The sequence below is a fragment of the Arachidicoccus sp. genome, assembly GCF_050436765.1.
GTDB lineage: Bacteria > Bacteroidota > Bacteroidia > Chitinophagales > Chitinophagaceae > Arachidicoccus.
This window is the reverse complement of record NZ_JBNQGD010000335.1, coordinates 1-22,789: the sequence shown is the minus strand read 5'-3', so window position 1 is coordinate 22,789 and position 22,789 is coordinate 1. Positions and strand designations below refer to the sequence as shown.

Genomic DNA, 22,789 nt, shown 5'->3' with positions numbered 1-22,789 from the left:
TTTCTTTCAAAGAATAATATAAAATTCCGGTAAAAACTACCTAAAGTAATTGTGAAACAATAATTTTGTCGAAAGGGCAATACCCAAATTTTTGAATGAAAAAAATATTCCTGTTTGTTAGTATCATCATTGTTTTTTGTTGTTGGCTGCTTCCAACCGGTTGTGCTGTAATTGTTCCGCCCGATGGTGGACCTCGAGATACTTTGCCTCCAGTGCTTTTGCAGGCGATGCCTAAGGATTCAACTTTGAACTTTAAAGCAAAGACAATAACGCTCAATTTTGATGAATATGTAACCTTGGATAATATTTTTACGAATCTAATTGTATCACCAATTCCTAAAAGTATTCCTACGGTAGAAAGTAATTTGCGTACGGTTACTATAAAGATAAAAGATACTTTAGAGCCTAATACTACATACGCCTATGATTTTGGGAAGGCCTTGAAAGATATTAATGAAGGGAACACGTTGAAAAATTTTACTTATGTTTTTAGCACGGGCGATCATTTAGATACAGATTCTATTACGGGGAAAGTTATTTTGGCCCAAACAGGTGGTGTAGATTCTACATTATTGGCGGTATTGTATACCAATTTATCTGATAGCTCAGTATAAACTACTAATCCTAATTATTATACTAAAATCTATTTTGCTGGCCGTTTTGTTTTACATTTTTGGCAAAAGAAAAATTTTAACATTTTTTTTTTTGCCAACTCATACCAGAAAAATTACAACGACTCAACTGCACAATTTGCTTATTTAGACAGCTCGATTAATACAAATAATTTGCCATCGACGCAGAATCTTACATTATATGCATTTCAGGCATTTCCTGTAATACCCCCACCAAAAAATGCTGTTACAATTTCTGAAAAGCAATTAGCAAAACGTAAGGAACAAGAAGCCAAAAAGCCTTTGACAGTTTCCACAAATATTTCTAATGGAAAACAGGGGCTATTAGTACCATTAGAGATTGATTATAGTAAGCCTTTGAAAGTTTTTGATTCTGCAAAGATTGAATTGGTGGATACCAATTATTCGCCAATAAAAAACTACACCGTACAAAGAGTAAAGACGGATACGACAAATAAGCAGTTTATGATTAGTAGGCATTGGGAAGAAGGAAAAGATTTCTACTTGATTTTTCCAAAAGATGCAGCCATAGATAGTTTTGGCGTTTCACTGGCGAAGGCCGATACGATAAGGTTTCAAACAAAAACCAATCACGATTATGCGACAGTACAGCTTGATTTCCCCGATGTGGATACATCTCTAAAACCTGTTTTGCAGATATTTTCTTCGGATAAAATGGTTGATTCTATTGCCATCGGCGCAGGCAGGGAAGTGAAAATTCCTTTGTTTGAACCGGGAAAATATCACTTCCGGATTTTGTATGATTTAAATGGGGATTTAAAATGGACTCCCGGAAATTATCAGAAGAGAATACAGCCGGAAAAAGTAGTTCCTATCAAAAAGGAATTTGATTTTATTGCCGATATTATCAATCAGTGGGATATATATTTGAAGGCGGATCCAAATAGTAATTCGGGTGCGAACAAACCATTAAACTTGTAAAATGCAGTTACCCTCTTCACTTCTTGAGAAAGCCGTTAACGAATTTGCCAAACTCCCGGGTATTGGCAAAAAGACCGCTTTGCGATTGGTATTGCATTTACTAAAGCAGGAACAGGGGGAGGTCAATCATTTTAGTGAAACGATCGCACAAATGCGCTCTGGCATTAAGTTTTGCAAAAGGTGTTTTAATATTAGTGATAATGATATTTGTGCTATCTGCAGCAATTCTATGCGTAAGAAGCATTTGATTTGCGTGGTTGAGAATATTCGTGATGTAATAGCTATAGAAAGTACCGAACAGTTTAGCGGAACTTATCATGTTTTAGGCGGTGTTATTTCTCCTTTAGATGGTGTTGGTCCTAACGATTTGACCATTGAGGCACTCATTAATCGTGTAGAGAAAGAGGAAATAGAAGAACTTATTTTTGCACTTAACCCCAATATTCAGGGGGATACCACCATTTATTATATTCAGAAAAAATTGCAAAAATCTTCTTGCAAAGTTACCACCATTGCGCGTGGCATTGCTTTTGGTGGCGAACTGGAATTTGCGGATGAATTGACCCTTGGCCGCAGCCTCGCAAACAGGTTGCCGGTAGAAAGTTATGTACGATAGATATGGGCTAGATATTGGTAGCTCTTCAAGCTATCTTTTTTGCCTTACCCATTTTCCCCACTTTTCATTTTTCACTTATTATAAATAATCGTAAATTTGCACATTGTAGGCAGATTTGTTTATTGTTCAGCCTCTAAAAGAACTAATAAACGTTTCCGAATATATATCTAAAATAATTTCCCAAACGTTTTATTGGCCCGTGATTGAGATGATGAGTAAATATTATTCATTGTTCATTATTAATTTTAATTATCTGAATATGGATATAAGAGAATTATTACAGCAGCGCGTCTTAGTGATTGACGGCGCTATGGGTACGATGATTCAGCAATACAAGTTGGAAGAAGAAGATTTTCGTGGCGAGCGATTTAAGGATTGGCACCTCGATCTGAAGGGCAATAATGATTTGTTGAGTATTACAAGGCCACAGGTCATTGAGGCAATTCATATGCAGTATTTGGAGGCTGGTTCAGATATTTTGGAAACCAATACTTTTAGCAGCACCAAAATTGCGCAGGCCGATTACGATATGCAATCGCTGGCTTATGAATTGAATGTTGCTGCTGCACAACGAGCGCGAAATGCTATTGACAAATTTCTGCAGACGCCGGCCGGTAAAGAAAAAGGCGTTGCTTTTGTTGCGGGGGCAATGGGGCCGTTAAATAAGACTTTGTCGCTGTCCCCAGATGTAAATAATCCGGGTTTCAGAGCAGTAAGTTTTGATGAAGTTGCTGATGCTTACACCGAACAGATAAAGGGTTTAGTAGATGGCGGAGTCGATATTTTGTTGGTAGAAACGATATTTGATACACTAAACAGTAAAGCCGCTATTTACGCCATTAAAAAATATTTCAGAGAAATCGGGAAGCCGGAACTACCCATTATGATTTCGGGTACGATTACGGATGCGAGTGGCAGAACACTAAGCGGGCAGACGTTAGAAGCATTTTATGTTTCGGTTAGTCATGCTGAGCCCTTGAGTGTAGGATTGAACTGTGCCTTAGGTGCGGCGGAAATGCGCCCGCATATTGCAGAATTGAGTGGTATTGCAAGTTGTTACACCTCGGCATATCCTAATGCAGGGTTACCAAATGCTATGGGTGAGTATGATGAGCAACCCCATGAAACCGCGCATTTTCTGGAAGACTGGGCAAAAAATGGGTATGTAAATATTGTAGGCGGCTGTTGTGGTACTACACCGGATCATATCAAGCATATTGCTGATGCGGTGAAGAACTTAAAGCCAAGGACATTGCCTGTAACAGAAAGTATTTTGTAAAGGGATATTTATTCCTTTAGTAAAGAATAATCAGTTCAAAAAAAACGGATAACAGAATAAAATGATAAAACCTTATTTATATCTCTCAGGCTTAGAGCCACTAGTGGTAAGACCGGAATCAAATTTTGTCAATATAGGGGAACGTACCAATGTAACTGGTTCAAAAAAGTTTGCACGCCTCATTCGTGAAGGTCTTTTTGAAGATGCTTTGAGTGTTGCGCGGCAGCAAGTAGAGAGCGGTGCGCAAGTGATCGATATCAACATGGATGATGCAATGCTTGATGGTGAAAAGGCAATGACTGATTTTCTAAATTTGGTTCAGGCAGAGCCGGAAATTGCCAAGATTCCGATAATGATTGACTCTTCAAAGTTTAATATTATAGAGGCAGGCTTGAAGTGTGTCCAAGGTAAATGTATTGTGAACTCTATTTCGATGAAAGAAGGGGTGGAGAAGTTTGTAGAACAGGCTTTCATTTGTAGAAGCTTTGGTGCTGCTATTGTAGTTATGGCTTTTGATGAAATTGGCCAGGCTGATACTTTAGAAAGAAAGGTAAATATTTGTTCTGATGCCTATAAAATATTGACCGAGCAAGTGGGCTACCCGCCGCAGGACATTATTTTTGATTTAAATATTTTTGCTATTGCTACGGGTTTAGAGGAGCACAATAATTATGGGGTAGATTTTATCGAAGCCTGTAAGATTATTAAGCAGCGCTTTCCCTTGGTAAAAATTAGTGGCGGCGTTAGTAATCTGTCCTTTTCTTTTAGAGGAAATGAAACAGTTCGTGAGGCGATGCACAGTGTGTTTTTATATTATGCAACCCATGCCGGCATGGATATGGGGATTGTAAATGCGGGTCAGTTGGTAGTCTATGATCAGATTGATCCCAAACTACGTGACTTATGCGAAGATGTAATACTCAATAAGAACAATGATGATAATGGTGCGACAGAAAAATTAATTGCTTTTGCCGAAACCGTAAAGTCGAAAGGAAAAGAGATTAAAAAGGATGATGCTTGGCGTAATACTGATGTCAATGAAAGATTAAAGCATGCATTGGTAAATGGCATTACTGACTATATTGATGGGGATACCGAAGAGGCCCGCCGTCAATTTGCCAGGCCGCTTGAGGTGATAGAAGGGCCATTAATGGCAGGTATGGATGTGGTAGGTGATTTGTTTGGTTCAGGAAAAATGTTTTTGCCGCAAGTGGTGAAAAGTGCTCGTGTTATGAAGAAAAGTGTGGCCTATCTTTTTCCATTTATTGAAGAAGAAAAAACAATTAATCAAGTAGTCGTAAAAGATTTGGCAGAGGTCGCCCCCATGCTTTCATCTAATATTAATGAAGCCAAAGAAGCTTTAGAGCAGATATTGAATGACGGTAGTTTGGTGAAATATGCGTTTCAAAAAGATATTTCGATTAATGGACAAAATATTGATTTTGCTTCGAGTGTAGGCAGGCTTTGTTTGATTATAGATAAAGGGGAAGCCGATGAACAAAAGATATCCGCTATTAATGAAGGCGGATTTGTAGTGTTTAAAATCGGGGAAGAAGAAATTATTCAACACCGCGAATCGGCAAAAAATGTTATCCAAAATAAGTTACAACAGATAAAAGAGCTCACTGAAAAAATAAAGGAAGATTTAGCAACACCAGGACGGAAAAATGAGGGTGCAGCGAAAATATTAATGGCGACTGTTAAAGGCGATGTACATGACATTGGAAAAAATATTGTAGGAGTCGTACTAGGTTGTAATGGCTATGAAGTGATTGATTTAGGCGTGATGGTTCCTACTGATAAATTGTTGGATACGGCGATAAAAGAAAATGTCTCGATGATTGGGGTTAGTGGTCTCATTACTCCTTCACTAGATGAAATGGTAGGCGTTGCAAAAGAAATGAAACGCCGTAATATGAATCTGCCTTTACTGATTGGGGGGGCAACCACTTCGCGTATTCACACTGCGGTAAAAATTGCACCTAATTATGATTATGGTGTAGTCCATGTTTTAGATGCTTCGCGCAGCGTTACAGTAGTTAGCAACTTGCTGAACCCGGAGCAAAAACCCGGATTTCTGGCCGGTATTAAAGAAGAGTATGAAAAAATTAAGACGAATTTTGAAAATAAAAAGCCGGTTAAACAATTTATTCCTTATGCTGATGCGAAGGCAAATGCCCTAAAAGTGAACTGGGAAAATTATCAACCTGTCAGGCCAACCTTCATTGGCACAAAGAACTTTATAGATCACAGTCTTAGTGAAATACGTGAGTATATCGATTGGAAACCTTTTTTCATCAGTTGGGAATTGCATGGCAATTTTCCCGACATCTTAACCGATAAAGTTGTGGGGATAGAAGCAACTAAATTATATAAGGATGCCAATGAGATGCTCGACACAATTATTAAAGAGAAATGGTTGACTGCTAACGGTATGGTAGCATTTATGAATGCACGTAAAACCGCACCGGACACCGTGGAAGTGGAGATGAATGGTAAAAAAGAAACTTTGGAATTTTTGCGTCAACAGGTGAAAAAAGCAGCTAGTCAGCCTAATCTTTCTTTGTCTGATTTTATAATGCCTGCAGAATATGGGGATGATTTTATGGGTGCCTTTGCCGTTACCATCAAGGGTATTGAGCCGCATTTACAACGGTTTATTGCCGATCATGACGACTATAATAAAATAATGTTGCAGGCAATGAGTGATAGGCTGGTAGAGTCTTTTGCAGAAATGTTGCACAAGAAAACACGCATGCAATACTGGGGTTATGTAAAAGATGAAAATCTTAGTAAAGATGATTTGATACACGAAAAATATATTGGGGTTCGTCCCGCTCCAGGTTATCCGGCATGTCCTGAGCATACCGAGAAATTTAAGCTGTTCGATTTATTAAAAGTTACTGAATCCATTGGAATAGAATTAACCGAAGCATTAGCAATGTATCCCGCTTCCAGTGTCTGCGGCTGGTATTTTTCTCATCCTCAAAGTCAATATTTTGGCATTGGCAGGATATTGCAAGACCAATATGATAATTACAAAGCACGTAAACATTGGGATGAAGCATATGCTGAAAAATGGCTAAGGCCGGTAATGGAATAAACTTCTATTCATCATTTTGCGAACGTTGATTTGATAGATTTCTCAAACAGGAGGCTTCGTCACGTTGTAGAAGGGTTGGGCGGATAGTCATAAAGATTTGGGAAAGAATTTATGAATGGAGCTTTACTGGAAAGATAAAACAAGACACCCATCATTATATAATTCAATATTTGGTTCTGTTGTCCTTGTTACTGAATAGTCCGGGAATTGGACTTATATGAATATTCTGGTACCGGAGAAACTTTCCCTAAATTCTTTAGGGGTATTGCCTTTTCGTTTTTTAAATATCCTGTTAAGATTGCAAATATTATTAAAGCCGCATAGGTAGGCTATTTCTGCGACGTTGTTACGGTTTTTGTCGTCCTATAAAACTTCCCTTTCCGTTTAAAAAAGTGATTGCTCTCACAATATTTCTTTCAAGACTTTCTTTTGTTTTCAATCTTGTCAAATTACGTAGAATTTCAGATTTTCTGGATGTTGATAATTTCTCAAAAATTAATTTCGCTTCTTTATCCAATTCCAATGCTGCTGCAAACTCCATTAACATAGGGATTTCGCGGCTTTGCTTGTCAAGTAAAATAGATACTTCAATGATTTCGCCAATTCGTTTGGGTGAATTCTTGAGCATTATTGTATTGATATAAAGTCTCCATTGTCCGCTGTATTTTATTAATGTCTGTTTGTAAGGGCTGCCGTTTATAGTCCCTTTTACCGGGATGGGTCCTTTTTTTTTATTTGCTTGAATAAAAATTGCGTTCAAAATATGCTCAGGCAAATAAACAAAAGGATTTATTCCAATTAAATCAATTGCTGCTGAAAATATGTAAGTTTTAATCTTTTCCATTTGTCGCCGTTTATATGTTGTTTTACAATGATTGCTGAAATCCCGGAATTTCAGAGGTCTGCCATCTTCTTCTTTACTGTAGCAGTACTGCTAAAGTATTAATTTCTCGCGAAAGGAAGCACTTATTTGATTATGTCTGATCGCATGGCTTATTCCACTTTGAATAGTATGCGAGAATCAAAATCTTTGGACTTGCTGGGTTGTTTTTAGTTAGGTCATTGTCGACAATTTTATGAGACTTGCTGTGAAGCGGAGAAAGACCAAGCTTGTGTTCGTTTTTTCGCAAATAGAAAATTAAGGAATGTCGCCTTACTTACTAGCGGTGATCTTATGATGAGGTGACATGGTATTAAAATAAATATTAAGCAGAAGATACTTACCGCGACTTTAGGCATTGGTGATGAGCTTTAAATAATAATTACCTAATTTTATCAGGTAAAAAAATATAAGAGGAGGAAGATTTTCTTTTTGTAAGAGCACGCCTGATTTACTTAAGCCAGGAAGCTAAGGGAGCCTCTATAGGTTTTATAAAAAATAGTACATTGGGTTTTTCTTTTGCTTGTAAGTGTTTAAAGAAAGAAGCTATTGAGCAAGAAATTTTTATATCTTGGTGAAGAATATGGAATCGTCGAAAAGTGGAAAATTATACGGTTATTAAAAACCTGGGTATTAAAAATACATTTCTGATTTTTTTTGCAAAAAAATATCGTTTCCTATCAGCCGAAAAATTGTTATTTAAGCGCGTCATTAAAAGATGCCTCCACGATAAATGAAAGGGCGATTAGCATTAACAGTGAAAAGAAGAGAACGATAATGGTGACAACTAGGAAACAATTCTTGGTACTAAAAGGATACCGCGGGTTTTAATTAAAATCAAAAATCATGAATTTATTAAATGTTCTAAGTAAAAAGTTCAAAAACCGCGCTTCAGCTTTTGGATCAGCTATATGTTTTATCGCTGCAGTTTCGTTATTTATTTATACAGGTGCAGCGGCCCAAACCCATAATTACGAAACAAGTGTTTCTGTGATTGCAGCCAATGGTGAGTATACTGTCAGTGCTTCATCGAATCCGCATTGGGTATTTGCCGGAACTACAGGTCATCCGTTGTCAAACATAAAAAAGGCGGCAGGCACCGATAATATCGGGAACTTTCATTCGATTAGTTTTAGTTGGAAAGCAGACAACGCGTATGACGCGTCTATTCGTTGGTACGACCAATCTCCCGTAGTCGTATTTTCGTTGACCACTGCCAAAAAAGCGAATCATATTGAAGCACAGTTCCCCGCATTTAGTCGGTTTCCAAAACTAGATTATCACTCTAGCTTTGCTGATGATGTCTTTGCTCCACAAGAATTTAAATTGAATAAGACATCTACGCCTTGGTTGTTTTTTGATAAAAATGCAAACTCATTCATTATCTCGCCCGCCTCAGATTTTATAGTTTCAAAAATGACCGGTGACGGCGAACAAAGTATTATAAGTGGTTTAAATGCAAGGTTGCATAATTTGCCTGCTGGATTTACCCATAAAACGATATTGGTTTTTGACCATGGTATTCATCAAAGCTGGAAAGACTGGGGATCTGCTTTAAGGAAAATGTATAACCGCACGACTCCTGCGAATGACGCCGATAAAGTCTTGAAATATTATGGTTACTGGACTGATAATGGAGCTGATTATTATTATAATTATGATACAACATTGGGCTATGCAAAAACGCTTTTGAAGTTGAAAGCTCGATATCAACAAGAAGGTATTCCAATGGGCTATATGCAACTAGATAGCTGGTGGTATGAGAAGTCTATTTACGATCCCAATGGAAAACCAGATGCAGATCATAAAAATCCGACCCTGCCCTCCGGTCAATGGAATCGATATGGTGGTTTGCTGTCCTACACTGCAGACCCGTTTTTATTTCCAGATGGACTGGCGGCATTTAATCAGAGGTTGGGTATGCCCATGGTAACACATAATCGCTGGGTTGATCCTACAAGCCCCTATGTGAAAAAATTCAAAATATCAGGATACGCGGCTGTTGATCCAGCCTACTGGAAAGAAATAATTGGATATATCCATAAAGCTAATGTTATTGTATATGAACAGGATTGGTTAAACTTCCTATATAATAAAAGCCCGGAAATGGCGAGCGATTTATCGGTTGGCAACGCATTTACCGATGGCATGGCAAATGCTTGCAAAGCAGACGGACTGAATATGCAGTATTGCATGGCAATGCCCCGGTTTTTTATGCAAGGTGTAAAGTATAATAATCTTACGACCATCCGCACCAGTGATGATCGTTTTGAACCACGTAAATGGAAGCATTTTATTTATACCTCTCAATTGGGCTATGCTTTGGGCATCTGGCCTTGGTGTGACGTATTTAAAAGTAGCGAGACCGGTAATATGATTCTTTCCGTATTGTCAGGAGGTCCTGTAGGTACCGGAGATGCAATGGGTAAAGAAAATAAATCTAATATTATGATGTCTTGCAGAGCAGATGGTGTTATTATAAAACCAGATGTGGCCATTGTTCCTATGGATATTTCTTATATTAATGATGCCCAACATGCTGATAAGCCAATGATGGGCTATACTTATACAAAGCATGACAACATTACAACCAATTATGTTTTTTCCTTTTCGGAAAAGGGACAGCATAATGAGCAGGTTAGCTTTAAACCTTCTCAGTTAAATGTTGGCGGCGAAGTCATTGTTTATAACCCTTTAACAGATATGGTAAAAAAACAACGGGCAAATGAAACATTTACCGCCGATCTTAATGCAAATCATTTTGCTTATTTTATGATTGCTCCTGTTACCGTTTCCGGGATTGCATTTTTTGGAGAGAAGAGCAAAATTTGTGGAACCGGGAAAAAAAGAATCGCTGAAATGGCATCATCTAACAAACAACTTCGTGTAAATGTTCGATTTGCGAAGGGCGAAGATAGAGTGCAATTATCTGGTTATTATACACAATATATACAGGTAAACAAAGGCGTCCTTTCTTTAAATAAAGAAAAGCATACATTTACCTTGACGTTACCGGCACCTGAAAACGGTGATAGTCAAAGGGTGATATTTGATACTAAAAAGATGTAAATGAATCACACAAAGATGGATTCAGGCGCGCAATTTAAAATAGCAAATAAAGGCACCCGCGTTATAGTATTGGTTGTATTTGTATTAACGCTATTATTTTTCTTTGTTAATATTAACTGCGCCTTTGCTCAAACAAAGGGCATAATTTCCGGAGCAATCTATGCTATTAAATCCAAATCAAGTGGTAAGCTATTGGAGGTAAGCAATGCGTCAATGAAAAATGGGGCTAATATTGACTGCTGGACAGACACTAAATCAGATGCACAAAGATGGATAGTTAGGCATGTCCGAAAGAATGTGTATACTTTGACTAATGTTGCAAGTGGTAAGCTTCTGCATATAGGGTCAGGTTCAGATGCTTTGGCAAATGTTGATCAATACGCAAACACGGGCAATAATCAGGTCAAATGGATATTAAAAAGGGCTGGAAATGGATACTATTATTTAAAATCAGCTACAAATGAAAACCCCTTATTGAGCGTACACGCCGGAGCGATTACCGATGGGACCAATATTAATTTAAGTAACACTTCTGACAATAGCGAACAAAAATGGCTATTTGAAAAAGAGGGTCCACAAAACATACCACCCAGGACTGCCATAGCTGATAAAGTGTTTAAGTCGTGGTACACCCAGTATAATATAGAAATTGCTAAAGGCTTCTGGGACAAGGCGGAGATGATGGAAATTGTTCTGGATGCATATGAAGTTACTAAAGAAGCCAAATACATAACCATTTTTGATAAAATGTATAAAAATTTCCTTGCTTCTAATAAATCTGATTGGATGTATGACAGATATAATGATGATATAACCTGGGCTGTCTTATTTTGCGTCAGAGGCTATCTTCTTACCGGCAATAAAATCTATCTCAAACAAGGAAAGGAACAGTTTGATAAAATGTACGCACGTGCATATAGTTCCAGTTTCGGCGGCGGACTAATTTGGTATGAGACAAAAACATCTAAGAATGCATGCATTAATGGACCGGCAATGGTGGCATGCTGTTATTTGGCCCGGGCGACAGGGGATAAGACTTATTACGACAAGGCCATTACCTTATACAATTGGTCAAAGGTTTATTTGTTCAATCCGACTTCAGGTAAAGTTAATGACAATGTTGATTTCGACAGATCGGGGGATATCAAAATCAGCAGCTGGAGTTCAACCTATAATCAGGGAACCTATTTGGGGGCTGCAGTCATGCTTTACAATTATACGAAGGATGCACATTATTTGGCAGATGCAGAAAACATTGCAACCTATACAAGAGACAGCATGTATAATTCAAAAGTGATTAACAATGAAAATGGTGGGAATGATCTGCCGGGTTTCAAAGGTATATTTGTTCGCTATGCACGTATGTATGCTGTAAAAGATAATAGATCGGATTTAAATTCATGGTTGGAATTAAATGCCAGAACTGCCTACAACAATCGAAATTCCCACAATCTGATACAGACAAAGTGGGGCACCAGAACAAATGAAATAAAACCTCGATCGGCATTTGGTTCTTCTACCGCCGTATCTTTATTAATGAATACGCTATTTTTAAAACATTAAAGAAGACGTTTGGTGATTTCTTTCCGTTTTTTTAAGCAGATGTTGTCACCATAAGGTTGTAAAAGATGCTTTGCAGTGCAGTCCAATGATCCTTTGATCCTTTTGACTTTTTAAAAGACGTGTATATCGGGCATGTGTGGCGTTGAAACTCTTTTCTTTATAAGGCCTCATAGGCGGTTAAGAGGATGGGTGATTTACTTTATTTTTTAAATATTTTATAGTTAGTAATGGAGGAAAGATGCACCGAAGTGGACTTATGGTTGCATCCAGCAGTTAACATATATTTTTTTAGTAAGGGGTATCTCAAATATTTTATGTTTGATCATTTCTTGCGGGGTTACAGAAACTAAAAAAACTCTGATGATGCATGCCTGGAGAATGTCCATCCAACAAAAAAGGATAGTGATCTTTATTGAGAAAATTCAATTATAATTTAAACTTTAATTTAAAAATGAAAAAAAGCATATATTTTCTTCTTTTAGGAGGTATTTTACCTTTATCCTTATTAGCGCAACAAATAAGTCGTCGGGGAAAATATGATATTTCTAAAGATAAAGTCTTGTATACTATTGGTTATGCCCACCTGGACACAGAATGGAATTGGGAATATCCAACTGTAATTGAACAGTATATAAAGAATACTATGGTGGATAATTTCAAACTTTTTGAAAAATATCCTGATTATGTTTTCAATTTTACCGGCTCGCGTCGTTATAAAATGATGAAGGAATATTATCCTGAACTTTTCAAAAAGCTTATAAACTACATTAAAGAAGGTCGGTGGTTTATTGCTGGCTCTTCTGTTGATGAAGCAGAAGTAAATATTTCCTCCTCTGAATCCTTGATTCGCCAGGTCTTATATGGGAATTTGTTTTTTAAACATGAATTTAATAAGGAGAGTAAAGATTATATGTTGCCAGATTGCTTTGGCTTTGTAGCGACTACGCCTTCTGTATTAAAGCACGCCGGTTTATTGGGATTCTCCACCCAAAAACTTAGCTGGGGCTCTGCAAATGGCATTCCATTTAATGTTGGTGTATGGGTGGGGCCTGATGGTCAAGGTCTTGTGTCCGCTTTAAATGCAACCAATTATAACGGAAGTATTGTTCCAAGATTGGATACAAATAAAGTGTGGACAAATCGTATAGACGGGGATATAAGAAAATATGGTGAGTCATTTGATTACAGATACTACGGTACAGGTGATCAAGGGGGGGCGCCCAGAGAAAGAGACGTTCTTAATGCGATAGGAAGTCTTAGACATGGCGATAGTAGTAATTTTAAAGTTGTGCTGACTTCTTCTGATCAAATGTTCAAGGATATTACCCCGGCCATTGAGGAAAAGCTGCCTACTTATTCAGGGGGTTTATTACTTACGCAACATAGCGCAGGTTCCTTGACCTCAGAATCTTTTATGAAAAGAGCAAATAGAAAAAATGAACAACTGGCAAAGTCAGCTGAACTACTCGCTTCAGCGGCGAACTGGCTTGGTGGTGCATCTTATCCAGTAGAAAAAATTAATAATTCCTGGGATCTTGTTTTAGGTAGTCAGATGCATGATATTCTCTCGGGGACTGCTACGCCCAAGGCTTATACTTATGCACAGAACGATGAGTTTGTTGCGATGAATGGTTTTTCAGAAGTTGAAAAGAATGCTGCAAGTGCTGTTTGTCATGAGCTAAATACCAAGGTTCAGGGGCAGGCCATCGTGGTCTATAATCCTGTAGCAATGGATCGTCAGGATGTTGTAACAGCAAATATTAACTTTGCAACACCTCCCAAACATGTCGGTATATTCGATAAAGATGGTCATATGTTGCCTACACAAATTATCGCTAGTAAAGGCAGTAAAATTAAAGTGATTTTCCTTGCAAAACTGCCATCGGCTGGTATGGAAGTTTTTGATGCCCGGGAGTCAAAAGAAGTTCCTGAGGCGTCGTCCTTGGCCGTTAAGGATAGTAGCCTCGAAAACAAATTCTTTAAAGTACGCATTGACGAGAACGGAGATATTGCTAGCATTTACGATAAGACAGCACAAAGAGAAGTGCTTTCCAAGCCTGCATCGCTTCAATTTCAGAGGGAAGATCCTATCGAATGGCCAGCGTGGAATATGTATTGGAAGGATCGTAAGAATCCCCCTTTTGAATTTATGAATAAAGACGTTCAAATCAAAATTGTGGAACGAGGCCCTGTACGCGTAGCCTTGGCGATAACAAAAAAAGGGTTGAATTCTGAAATTACACAGATTGTTAGTCTAGCAGCTGGAGACGCAGGTAAAAGAATTGAGGTAAATAATAAAATTGACTGGCAATCAAAAGGGGTGAGTCTAAAAGCGGCCTTCCCGACAACGATAGGAAATGAAATGGCCACTTATGGATTAAATACGGCGGCTGTGCAACGTTCAACCAATAATCCAATTAAGTTTGAGGTGCCCTCCAGGCAATGGTTTGATCTCACAGACAGGTCCAATAATTATGGTGTTACAATTTTGGAAGACTGTAAATATGGCTCCGATAAGCCTGATGACAGCACGTTGAGACTTACACTTATGTATACACCCAAAGCCAATTCTTATGTCTACCAGGGATCTCAGGATTGGGGGATTCATGATTTTAAATATGCCATTTACCCTCATGTCGGTGACTGGGCCTATGCAAAATCGCCTTGGCAGGGACGGTTTGTAAATGAACCTCTCGTCGGCTTTGAAACAACTAAACACACAGGTTCTCTAGGTAAAAGTTTTTCGCTGATCAAATTAAATACAGACAAAGTGCATATAATGGCCTTCAAAAAGGCAGAAGAGCGTGATTATTTTATCGTTCGTTTCAATGAATTATATGGTAAAAACGCTAAGGATGTCTCAGCGCTATTTCCGGGGAAAATTGTAGATGCGTATGAAGTAAATGGTCAGGAACAAAGAATAGGGAAGGCTGATTTCTCAGGAAAGAGCCTCCAATTCAATATGACTGGGTTTATGATAAAAAGTTTTGCCGTTAAACTTAAAAACACAAACCTACCATCTTCCATCCCTCAACAGAAAAGTGTGACGATTCACTTTAACAAAGATGTTATCAGTTCTGATCAAAACAGAAGTGATGGAGACATGGTGGGTGGCCTGTCATACCCTGCAGAGCTCATCCCGTCGGCAATTACAAGTGAGGATATTCATTTTAAAATGGGAACTGGGGCAACAGGAGTGGAGAATGCAATGGTTGCAGAAGGACAAACAATCCAACTTCCTTCCGGGAACTACAATAAAATATATATATTAGCTTCGGCAGACAACGATACTTCTGGTTATTTTCTAATTGGTAAACAACGGGTAAGACTTGGGATACAAGATTGGACCGGATTTATAGGACAGCATTATGGGCGAAAACTGGAAGACGGAGGCGCCAAGGTCACAGAAATTACTAATGCGTATGCTAAACACGATGACATTGCATGGTATAGCTCCCAGACTCACTCGCCTGAAAAGGATCTGGCGTACCAGTACAGTTATCTTTATAAATATGAGATTAATCTTCCGCGGGGTGTTAAGACGATTCAAGTCCCTAAAAATAGCAGTATCAAAATATTCGCGATAACAGTTGCGAATAAAACAAATGAAGATGTAACGCCCTTGCAACCGCTTAGCGATGATTATAGAAGTTATGAACCGGTGCATTTACGTCTGGTAAACGAATAATTATCCCTATAAGTGGTTGCTCTTTTATGATAGATATTCACGAGGGCATGCTTCGTTATTGGGAAAATAAAGCATTGGAATGGAAGGATAAAACATCTGAATCTAAATAAGTAACTTATTATTTTTGCCTATAAACCCATTTAGTTATGTATTTAATTCATTATTTTTTTTCCGGTGGTCAAGAAGGTCGGCGGATTTTTTATAAGGACTTTCTAGGAAAAACTATTCTGGTGATTCTTTTAGTAATGGCTTATCAGGTTAGTTTTGGATTTCAAGGGACCTCGGTTAACCATCTTTTTTCCGCATCGGATACAGCGGCTGTCCCTAAGGAAATCCAGGATCCTGAATGCCTGGGTATAAATAAAGAACCTTATCATGCGACTTTAATGCCTTACGCTTCGCTAAAAGAAGCGCTCGCCGCTAAGCGCAGTGCATCTACATTCGCCAGGAGTTTAGACGGTAGTTGGAAATTTCACTGGGTAGATTGGCCACAAAAAAGGCCAGTCGATTTTTACAAACCAGGCTATGATGTTTCGGGTTGGGATAATATTATGGTACCTTCTAATTGGGAGCTCAAAGGTTATGGTACTCCGGATTACAGCAATTTTACCTACATTTTCAAAAAGGATTTCCCATATGTGATGAGTACTCCTCCTGTTAATTATACGACTTATCAATTAAGAGACCCGGTAGGAAGTTACAGACGTGATTTCGATCTGCCTGCCGATTGGAATGGACGTAGAATCTTTGTGACATTTGATGGAGTTGACGCAGGCTTCTTCCTTTGGGTAAATGGTCATAAGATAGGCTATAGCGTCAACAGTCGCAACGCAGCGGAGTTTGATCTTACTAAATATGTCCATCCAGGTAAGAACATGATTGCGGCAGAGGTTTATCGTTTCACTACTGGTAGCTATTTGGAAGATCAAGATATGTGGCGTTTAAGTGGTATTTTCAGAAATGTGACGCTCTGGAGTAGTCCTCAGGAACACATTAGAGATTACTTCATTAAAACTGATTTAGATAAGGAATATAAAAATGCCACTGTAACTGTTTCGGCCAAAATAAAGAATTATAGTAATGTGGCCATGAAAGCGCAGAGATTTGTGGCTACCTTATATGATGGGTCGAAAAAAGTGAAAGGAGCCATAGGGTTATTTGAGGTTCCTGCGTTAGCGCCTGGACAAGAAGTTTCCCTAGTTACTAAGTTTGAAGTTCGAAATGCGCACGAATGGACTGCTGAAACACCGAAGCTCTATACCGCAGTTCTTAATTTAATGGATAATAACGAAATTAAAGAGACGCTCTCTTCACGTGTAGGCATACGTAACATTGAGATTAAAGGGCGACTTTTCCTGGTTAATGGGGTACCGATAAAATTGAAAGGTGTAAATCGTCATGAAAACTGGCCCGATGATGGCCATGCCATCACCGAGGAGCAAATGATTAAAGATATTACCCTGATTAAACAGGCAAACTGTAACAATGTCCGTACCTGTCACTATTCTGATGATCCCCGGTGGTATGAGTTATGTGATGAATATGGTATTTATTTAGTCGCAGAAGCCAATTTGGAATGCCACGGATCTTGGGATGAATTTAACGAAGATCCAAGAATTAAAGCCGCTTTAATTGATCGCAACGTGGCGAATGTAGAAAATTTTAAAAATCATCCATCTGTTATTATTTGGTCCCTGGGCAATGAATGTGGTAGTGGTGGCAGTAACTTCAGAGCGGTTTTGACGACAATAAGACAAATTGACCCTACCAGACCAACGCACTATCAAGGTTTTGGAATCGGAAGTAATAATCCGGCGGATATTGATAGCCAAATGTATACCGGAGTTGGTGATCTGGAAAAGGACGCAACGGATAAAACGTTGGTTAAACCGTTTTACCTCTGTGAATATGCACACTCTATGTTCAATTCGATGGGCTCGGTGGATATTTATAATGATCTTTTTGATAAATATCCCGCTTTATTAGGTGGCGCAATATGGGAATGGCAGGATCAGGGCATTTACAATAATCGGGACCCTAAGCATCCAATAACTGCCTATGGTGGCGGGTTTGGGGAGGTACCTAATGATCATTATTTTATTCATAAAGGTGTTGTATTTTCCGATAGGTCACCCAAGCCTCAATATCCAGAATTAAAACACGCTTATCAGTGGATTACTATCCGTGAAAAAGATCGCCAAGCAAAGGAATTTTTAATAAAAAATAGATACCAATTTACCAATTTAGATAGTTTAAATGCTAAATGGGAACTAAGCGAGAATGGCAAAACAATTTCATTGGGACCATTGAAGGTAGGTAGTATTGCGCCAGGTCAAGAGAAAGTTGTCAAAGTGCCTTACGTTATAAATGCTAAAGCTGGTGCTGAGTATTTTTTGCGCATATCTTTTGACTTATCTAAGGATCAAATTTGGGCGGATAAAGGATTTGAGGTTGCGGAACAGCAGTTCCAGTTGGGTACTCCAGTAGCAGCTATTGAAAAAAAGGCGGGAAGTAAATTGACCCTCCATGAGGATAAGGACCAAGTAAATATTAATGGATCAGATTTCTCGATTACATTTAATAAAATAAAAGGAACCTTTTCTAATTTTGAACAAAACGGACAATCGATTTTAATGAAAGATGGTGGACCCATGTTGCATTTATGGCGTGCCCGTCACCAAAACGACGACGTTTGGGCTTATGACCAGTGGGATCATTTTGGATTGAATCATATGAATTGGTCTACTGATAATGTAACCGTAAAACAGTTAGCCGATAATATTATTACCATAGATGCACAGTTAACTGGAATAGGACGAAATAACTTTAAAGTATTCCATCATGTGCTTTACACCGTTAATGGAGAGGGTGTTATTAAATCTGATAATGAGGTAAAATTCAGTAACCAAAACGTAGTTTTGGCACGATTAGGCGTTAGAATGTTTCTTAATAAGTCTCTAAACTTGTTTAATTATTTAGGCAGAGGCCCAATGGAAAACTATGCTGATCGGAAGCAGGGTTCTGATATTGGGAATTATACCAGTAGCGTGATGAAGCAGATGACAGGATACGAGAAACCAATGGAATGTGGCAATCATGAAGATGTGCGATGGGCAAATGTCAGCACAGCGACTGGATCAGGCATAACGATAAGACATCTTGGTCAAGATTTTTTACAGGTGTCTGCATTGCCTTATAGTGATGAGCAGATGCAACCAGTCGAATACAAAATTGATTTGCCTAAACCAAGTTTTACCGTACTTTGTATAAGTCACAAAACTTTGGGTGTTGGCTCGAATAGTTGTGGTCCGCGACCATTACCTCAATATGTTGTAGATTCTAAAGATGCCCATTTCAGCTACGAAATAGATCTTAGTGGAGATCATTAATTCTTTGATATGAATAGTAATAGGTTGTTTGAAAGTGAAGTGACTCCTTGAAGTTATATATCATTTTAAAGGTTGATCGTAAGTGCATAAAAAGTTAAGACAAAAAAATATGTTACTACAAAATAAAAAAGTGGCAGTTATCGGTGCTGGCCCTATTGGTTTGGCGTTTGCCCGGTTATTACAACAAGAAGGAGCAAATGTAAATGTCTATGAGCGGGATGTAAATGAATATGATCGTATTAAAGGGGGGACACTTGACTTACTTAAAGATATGGGACAGATTGTTTTTCAGAAAGCGGGCTTACTGACCGCTTACTTTGACAATGCACGGCCAACAGCACGAAAAATGGCAGATATTCATGGCAATATTATTCAAAGGCTTCCCAGTTCAGATAATCCTGAAATTGACAGAAACGACTTGAGAAGAATACTCTTATTAAGTCTGCGACCTCAGACAGTCGTTTGGGATAGGAAATTTGTCTCCCTTGAAGCGCAAAGAGACAAACTCTTGTTACATTTTGAAAAAGGTATCGCTGAAACCGCGGACTTAGTAGTTGGTGCAAATGGTATTATGAGTGTACTAAGAAAAAACATAACGGATATGCCTGTCAGATATACAGGAACTGTTGCTGTGACGGGAGAAGTTTTTGATTATGAAACCACTTGCCCAAGCTTTAAAACAATATGCGGAGACGATAAAATAATTGCGAAAGATAAGAACATCTTTTTTCTCTCCCAACCTAAGGCAAACGGTGAATTATATTACTACGCCTGTTTTCGGCGGCCCGAAAGCTGGGTTAAGACCAACAGCTTGAATTTCAGTGATAATAAACAAATGAGCGATTTTCTAAGTGATTTATGTTTCGATTGGGGTAGTGCATATAAAGAGCTATTTAGAGCGACACGCGAATTTACCTTGTTGCCCCTGCATCAGGTCCCCTTGGAAGATTGGCGACCCCACAACAATATTACTCTAATTGGAGATGCTGCACATGGAATGCCGCCATATGCAGGAGTGGGTGTAAACACAGGCTTGTTAGATGCATTATATTTAGCAGAAAATTTAACCAACGGAAAGTTTAATAGTATACAATCTGCCCTTGACAATTATGAAGAAAATATGTTTGCATATGCATCGGAGGCACAACAACAAACCGCTACAAATGAGAAGCAGCTTTTTTCGTAAGGAATGACTTATTAGAATTATCGGTAGGGACGATAAAAATGAACACACACTAAGAACTGAGTGAAAGCTTACTATTTTTTCCGGGGGAAGATCTCCTGCATTCGGGTTAGATAAGATTTTGATCTTATTTCTTTGATAAGTCAGGTGTTGACACGTGATAATACTTTTTACGAAGCCAAAAAGCCACATTTACCAGTCCAATAAGGGCCGGAACTTCGACAAGGGGCCCAATAACTCCGGCAAAAGCTTGGCCTGAATTGATACCAAAAACACCAATTGCCACCGCAATGGCGAGTTCAAAATTATTCCCTGCCGCAGTAAAGGAAATGGCTGCATTCTGTGCATAATCCGCACCCAGGCGCTTGCCAATAAAGAAGCTGAGTAGGAACATAATCGCAAAATAGATGATCAACGGTAGCGCTATACGAAAAACATCAAAGGGGATCTGAATGATCATTTGGCCTTTCAGACTAAACATAATGACAATGGTAAATAATAACGTGATTAAAGTAATCGGTGAAATAAACGGTATAAACTTGGCCTGGTACCAAGCCTCGCCTTTTATTTTTATCAGTGCATATCGGCTGATAATGCCTGCTGCAAAAGGGATACCTAGATAGGTACCTACGCTTTGGGCGATTTCACCAATAGTAATATTTATATACGGGGATTTAAAACCAAATAAAGATGGTAACACCGTAATAAATACATACGCATAGACACTATATAAGAGAACCTGGAATATACTGTTTAGCGCGACCAAACCAGCGGCGTATTCCCTGCTTCCCTCTGCTAATTCATTCCATACAATCACCATTGCAATACACCGTGCTATGCCGATGAGTATTAAGCCAGTCATATATGCCGGATAGCCGTGAAGAAATAGTAATGCCAGGCAAAACATTAAAACCGGTCCGATGATCCAGTTCAACAGTAAAGATGCCCCTAAGATCTTTGTATTTTTGAAGACCTTACCTATTTGTTCATATTTGGCTTTTGCTAAAGGTGGGTATATCATGAGCATGAGGCCGATGGCAAGAGGGATATTGGTCGTGCCGGAGGAAAAGGAAGTGATAAAATCAGAGGAAGTTGGTATAAAATAACCGACTGAGACACCAAGTGCCATGGCCAGGAATATCCATAGTGTTAAATAACGATCAAGGAAGCTCAATTTTTTTCTTTCTTGCGCGGGTGCACAATTGCCAGCAGACATATCAATATTTTAAAGGTTATTTACGACAATCCAGACCGCAACAAGTGGCCTTTCGGGGCTTTTCTGCAGATGCAGTAATCTCTGAATGCGCGTATCCCTTGTTTTGAATGCAGTCAATCCAAGGTAAAAGTATCTTGATCCACAGGCGGGTGCGGCGATTTCACCATTTCTGCTTTATCAAGTCTTTTTAATGTATGTTCGTTGTCGATTGTATGATTATTTAATTAATAGTCAAAATTTAAATCCAGAATCTTACGCTACTCGCTTCCTCTATAAAATCCGTGACCTTTTCTTTTATGACATCCCGGACTTTTCTTGTTTGTTCCAATATTTCTGCCTTACTGCCTGTAAAACCAGAAGGATCATCAAAAGACCAGGCAATACGCTTGACCTTACCTGGAAAGACCGGGCATCTTTCTGCGCTGGCGGCATCACAAACGGTAATAACTGCATGATAAGCCTTTGCCTGCTGGGTCAAGTCAAATACAGCTTTCGTTTGATTACCGCTGATATCTATTCCTGCCTCGACCATGACTTGTACAACATTAGGGTTTAAGGATCCTGGTTCCAAACCGGCGCTTTCCGCTTCAAACGCACTGGCGCCCAAGTCGTTTAAAAAAGCTTCTGCCATTTGGCTGCGTGCGCTGTTGTGAATGCAGACAAAAAGGATTTTATACTTAACGTTATTCATTTTTTCTTATTTTATCATCTTATTGCAATATTGTATTATTATAACAAAAAATCAGCAGCAACTACTACCTTTGGCTATTTCGTTTACTTCCACAAAGAAATCCGTAAAAAGCTGTCTGTACTTTTGCCATATCTTGGGATCGATACAATAACAAACGCTGGTCCCCTCAACCGCACCTTGAATGATACCTGCCAGTTTAAGCTCTTTTAAATGTTGGGAAATAGTTGGTTGTGCCAATCCTAATTCATCGACGAGGTCTCCGCAAATACAGGCATTCTTTTTAATAAGCTGTTGCAAGATGGCTATGCGAGCCGGATGTGCAATGGCCTTTGCCATATTTGCCAGCTCGTTTTGCTTTTTACTGAATAAACTTGTTTTTGTCGCGCCCATGACTTATTGTTTAATTGCAATATTACGATTAATAGTCTTATTTTATAAATTTTTCTTTAGCAATCGGGAGATACTATGTTAATTGACAATTGAGGGATCAGGTTGAAATATTGGGGGATGTGTTTCATTAGGCATAAAGTTTAGCTAA

At 38.6% G+C, this 22,789-nt stretch carries 14 protein-coding genes and 1 pseudogene; 10 read left to right on the top strand and 5 right to left on the bottom strand.

The window, feature by feature from the left end; all coding sequences use genetic code 11:
• The first annotated feature begins 95 nt into the window (after positions 1 to 95).
• The 5 genes from ACQR30_RS14445 (at position 96) to ACQR30_RS14425 (ending at position 6,572) form a co-directional block, all read left to right on the top strand.
• The gene (locus ACQR30_RS14445; protein WP_429736348.1) at positions 96 to 614 is read left to right on the top strand and encodes an Ig-like domain-containing protein; all 519 of its coding nucleotides are present in this window, start codon (positions 96 to 98) and stop codon (positions 612 to 614) included.
• Between the two features lie 171 nt (positions 615 to 785).
• Entirely contained in the window at positions 786 to 1,574 is a 789-nt protein-coding gene (locus ACQR30_RS14440; RefSeq protein ID WP_429736346.1) for a hypothetical protein, read from the top strand.
• A gap of 1 nt (position 1,575) precedes the next feature.
• Entirely contained in the window at positions 1,576 to 2,190 is a 615-nt protein-coding gene (gene recR / locus ACQR30_RS14435; RefSeq protein ID WP_429736344.1) for a recombination mediator RecR, read from the top strand.
• A gap of 259 nt (positions 2,191 to 2,449) precedes the next feature.
• Positions 2,450 to 3,469, top strand: a complete 1,020-nt coding sequence (locus tag ACQR30_RS14430) for a homocysteine S-methyltransferase family protein (RefSeq protein ID WP_429736342.1) — start codon at positions 2,450 to 2,452, stop codon at positions 3,467 to 3,469.
• 61 nt (positions 3,470 to 3,530) lie between these two features.
• Complete coding sequence (locus ACQR30_RS14425) at positions 3,531 to 6,572, top strand: vitamin B12 dependent-methionine synthase activation domain-containing protein (RefSeq protein WP_429736340.1); 3,042 nt, start codon at positions 3,531 to 3,533, stop codon at positions 6,570 to 6,572.
• 213 nt (positions 6,573 to 6,785) lie between these two features.
• On the opposite strand, the pseudogene ACQR30_RS14420 reads toward ACQR30_RS14425, so the two are convergent.
• Both ACQR30_RS14420 and ACQR30_RS14415 read right to left on the bottom strand, forming a co-directional pair.
• Positions 6,786 to 6,908 (bottom strand): annotated as a pseudogene (locus ACQR30_RS14420) (helix-turn-helix domain-containing protein); the annotation flags it as partial.
• Between the two features lie 10 nt (positions 6,909 to 6,918).
• Positions 6,919 to 7,416: a YdeI/OmpD-associated family protein gene (locus ACQR30_RS14415; protein ID WP_429736338.1), complete on the bottom strand. Its 498-nt coding sequence runs from the start codon at positions 7,414 to 7,416 to the stop codon at positions 6,919 to 6,921.
• 882 nt (positions 7,417 to 8,298) lie between these two features.
• On the opposite strand from ACQR30_RS14415, the gene ACQR30_RS14410 reads away from it, so the two are divergent.
• The 5 genes from ACQR30_RS14410 (at position 8,299) to ACQR30_RS14390 (ending at position 20,347) form a co-directional block, all read left to right on the top strand.
• Positions 8,299 to 10,521 (top strand): hypothetical protein, encoded by a 2,223-nt coding sequence (locus tag ACQR30_RS14410; RefSeq protein ID WP_429736336.1) that lies wholly within the window; start codon positions 8,299 to 8,301, stop codon positions 10,519 to 10,521.
• The gene (locus tag ACQR30_RS14405; RefSeq protein WP_429736334.1) at positions 10,522 to 12,084 is read left to right on the top strand and encodes a glycoside hydrolase family 76 protein; all 1,563 of its coding nucleotides are present in this window, start codon (positions 10,522 to 10,524) and stop codon (positions 12,082 to 12,084) included.
• A 451-nt stretch (positions 12,085 to 12,535) separates the two neighbouring features.
• Entirely contained in the window at positions 12,536 to 15,772 is a 3,237-nt protein-coding gene (locus tag ACQR30_RS14400; protein ID WP_429736332.1) for an alpha-mannosidase, read from the top strand.
• 230 nt (positions 15,773 to 16,002) lie between these two features.
• Positions 16,003 to 19,161 carry a glycoside hydrolase family 2 TIM barrel-domain containing protein gene (locus ACQR30_RS14395; protein WP_429736330.1) on the top strand — a complete coding sequence of 1,053 codons (3,159 nt, stop codon included), beginning with the start codon at positions 16,003 to 16,005 and terminating at the stop codon, positions 19,159 to 19,161.
• A 109-nt stretch (positions 19,162 to 19,270) separates the two neighbouring features.
• Positions 19,271 to 20,347, top strand: coding sequence for an FAD-dependent oxidoreductase (locus tag ACQR30_RS14390; protein ID WP_429736328.1), 1,077 nt, complete (start codon positions 19,271 to 19,273; stop codon positions 20,345 to 20,347).
• Between the two features lie 124 nt (positions 20,348 to 20,471).
• Here ACQR30_RS14390 and arsB read toward each other — a convergent pair whose 3' ends face one another.
• The 3 genes from arsB to ACQR30_RS14375 form a co-directional block, all read right to left on the bottom strand.
• The gene (gene arsB / locus ACQR30_RS14385) at positions 20,472 to 21,560 is read right to left on the bottom strand and encodes an ACR3 family arsenite efflux transporter (protein WP_429736326.1); all 1,089 of its coding nucleotides are present in this window, start codon (positions 21,558 to 21,560) and stop codon (positions 20,472 to 20,474) included.
• A 238-nt stretch (positions 21,561 to 21,798) separates the two neighbouring features.
• Positions 21,799 to 22,251 (bottom strand): arsenate reductase ArsC, encoded by a 453-nt coding sequence (locus tag ACQR30_RS14380; RefSeq protein WP_429736324.1) that lies wholly within the window; start codon positions 22,249 to 22,251, stop codon positions 21,799 to 21,801.
• A 51-nt stretch (positions 22,252 to 22,302) separates the two neighbouring features.
• Positions 22,303 to 22,641: an ArsR/SmtB family transcription factor gene (locus tag ACQR30_RS14375; protein ID WP_429736322.1), complete on the bottom strand. Its 339-nt coding sequence runs from the start codon at positions 22,639 to 22,641 to the stop codon at positions 22,303 to 22,305.
• Between the last annotated feature and the right edge of the window lie 148 nt (positions 22,642 to 22,789).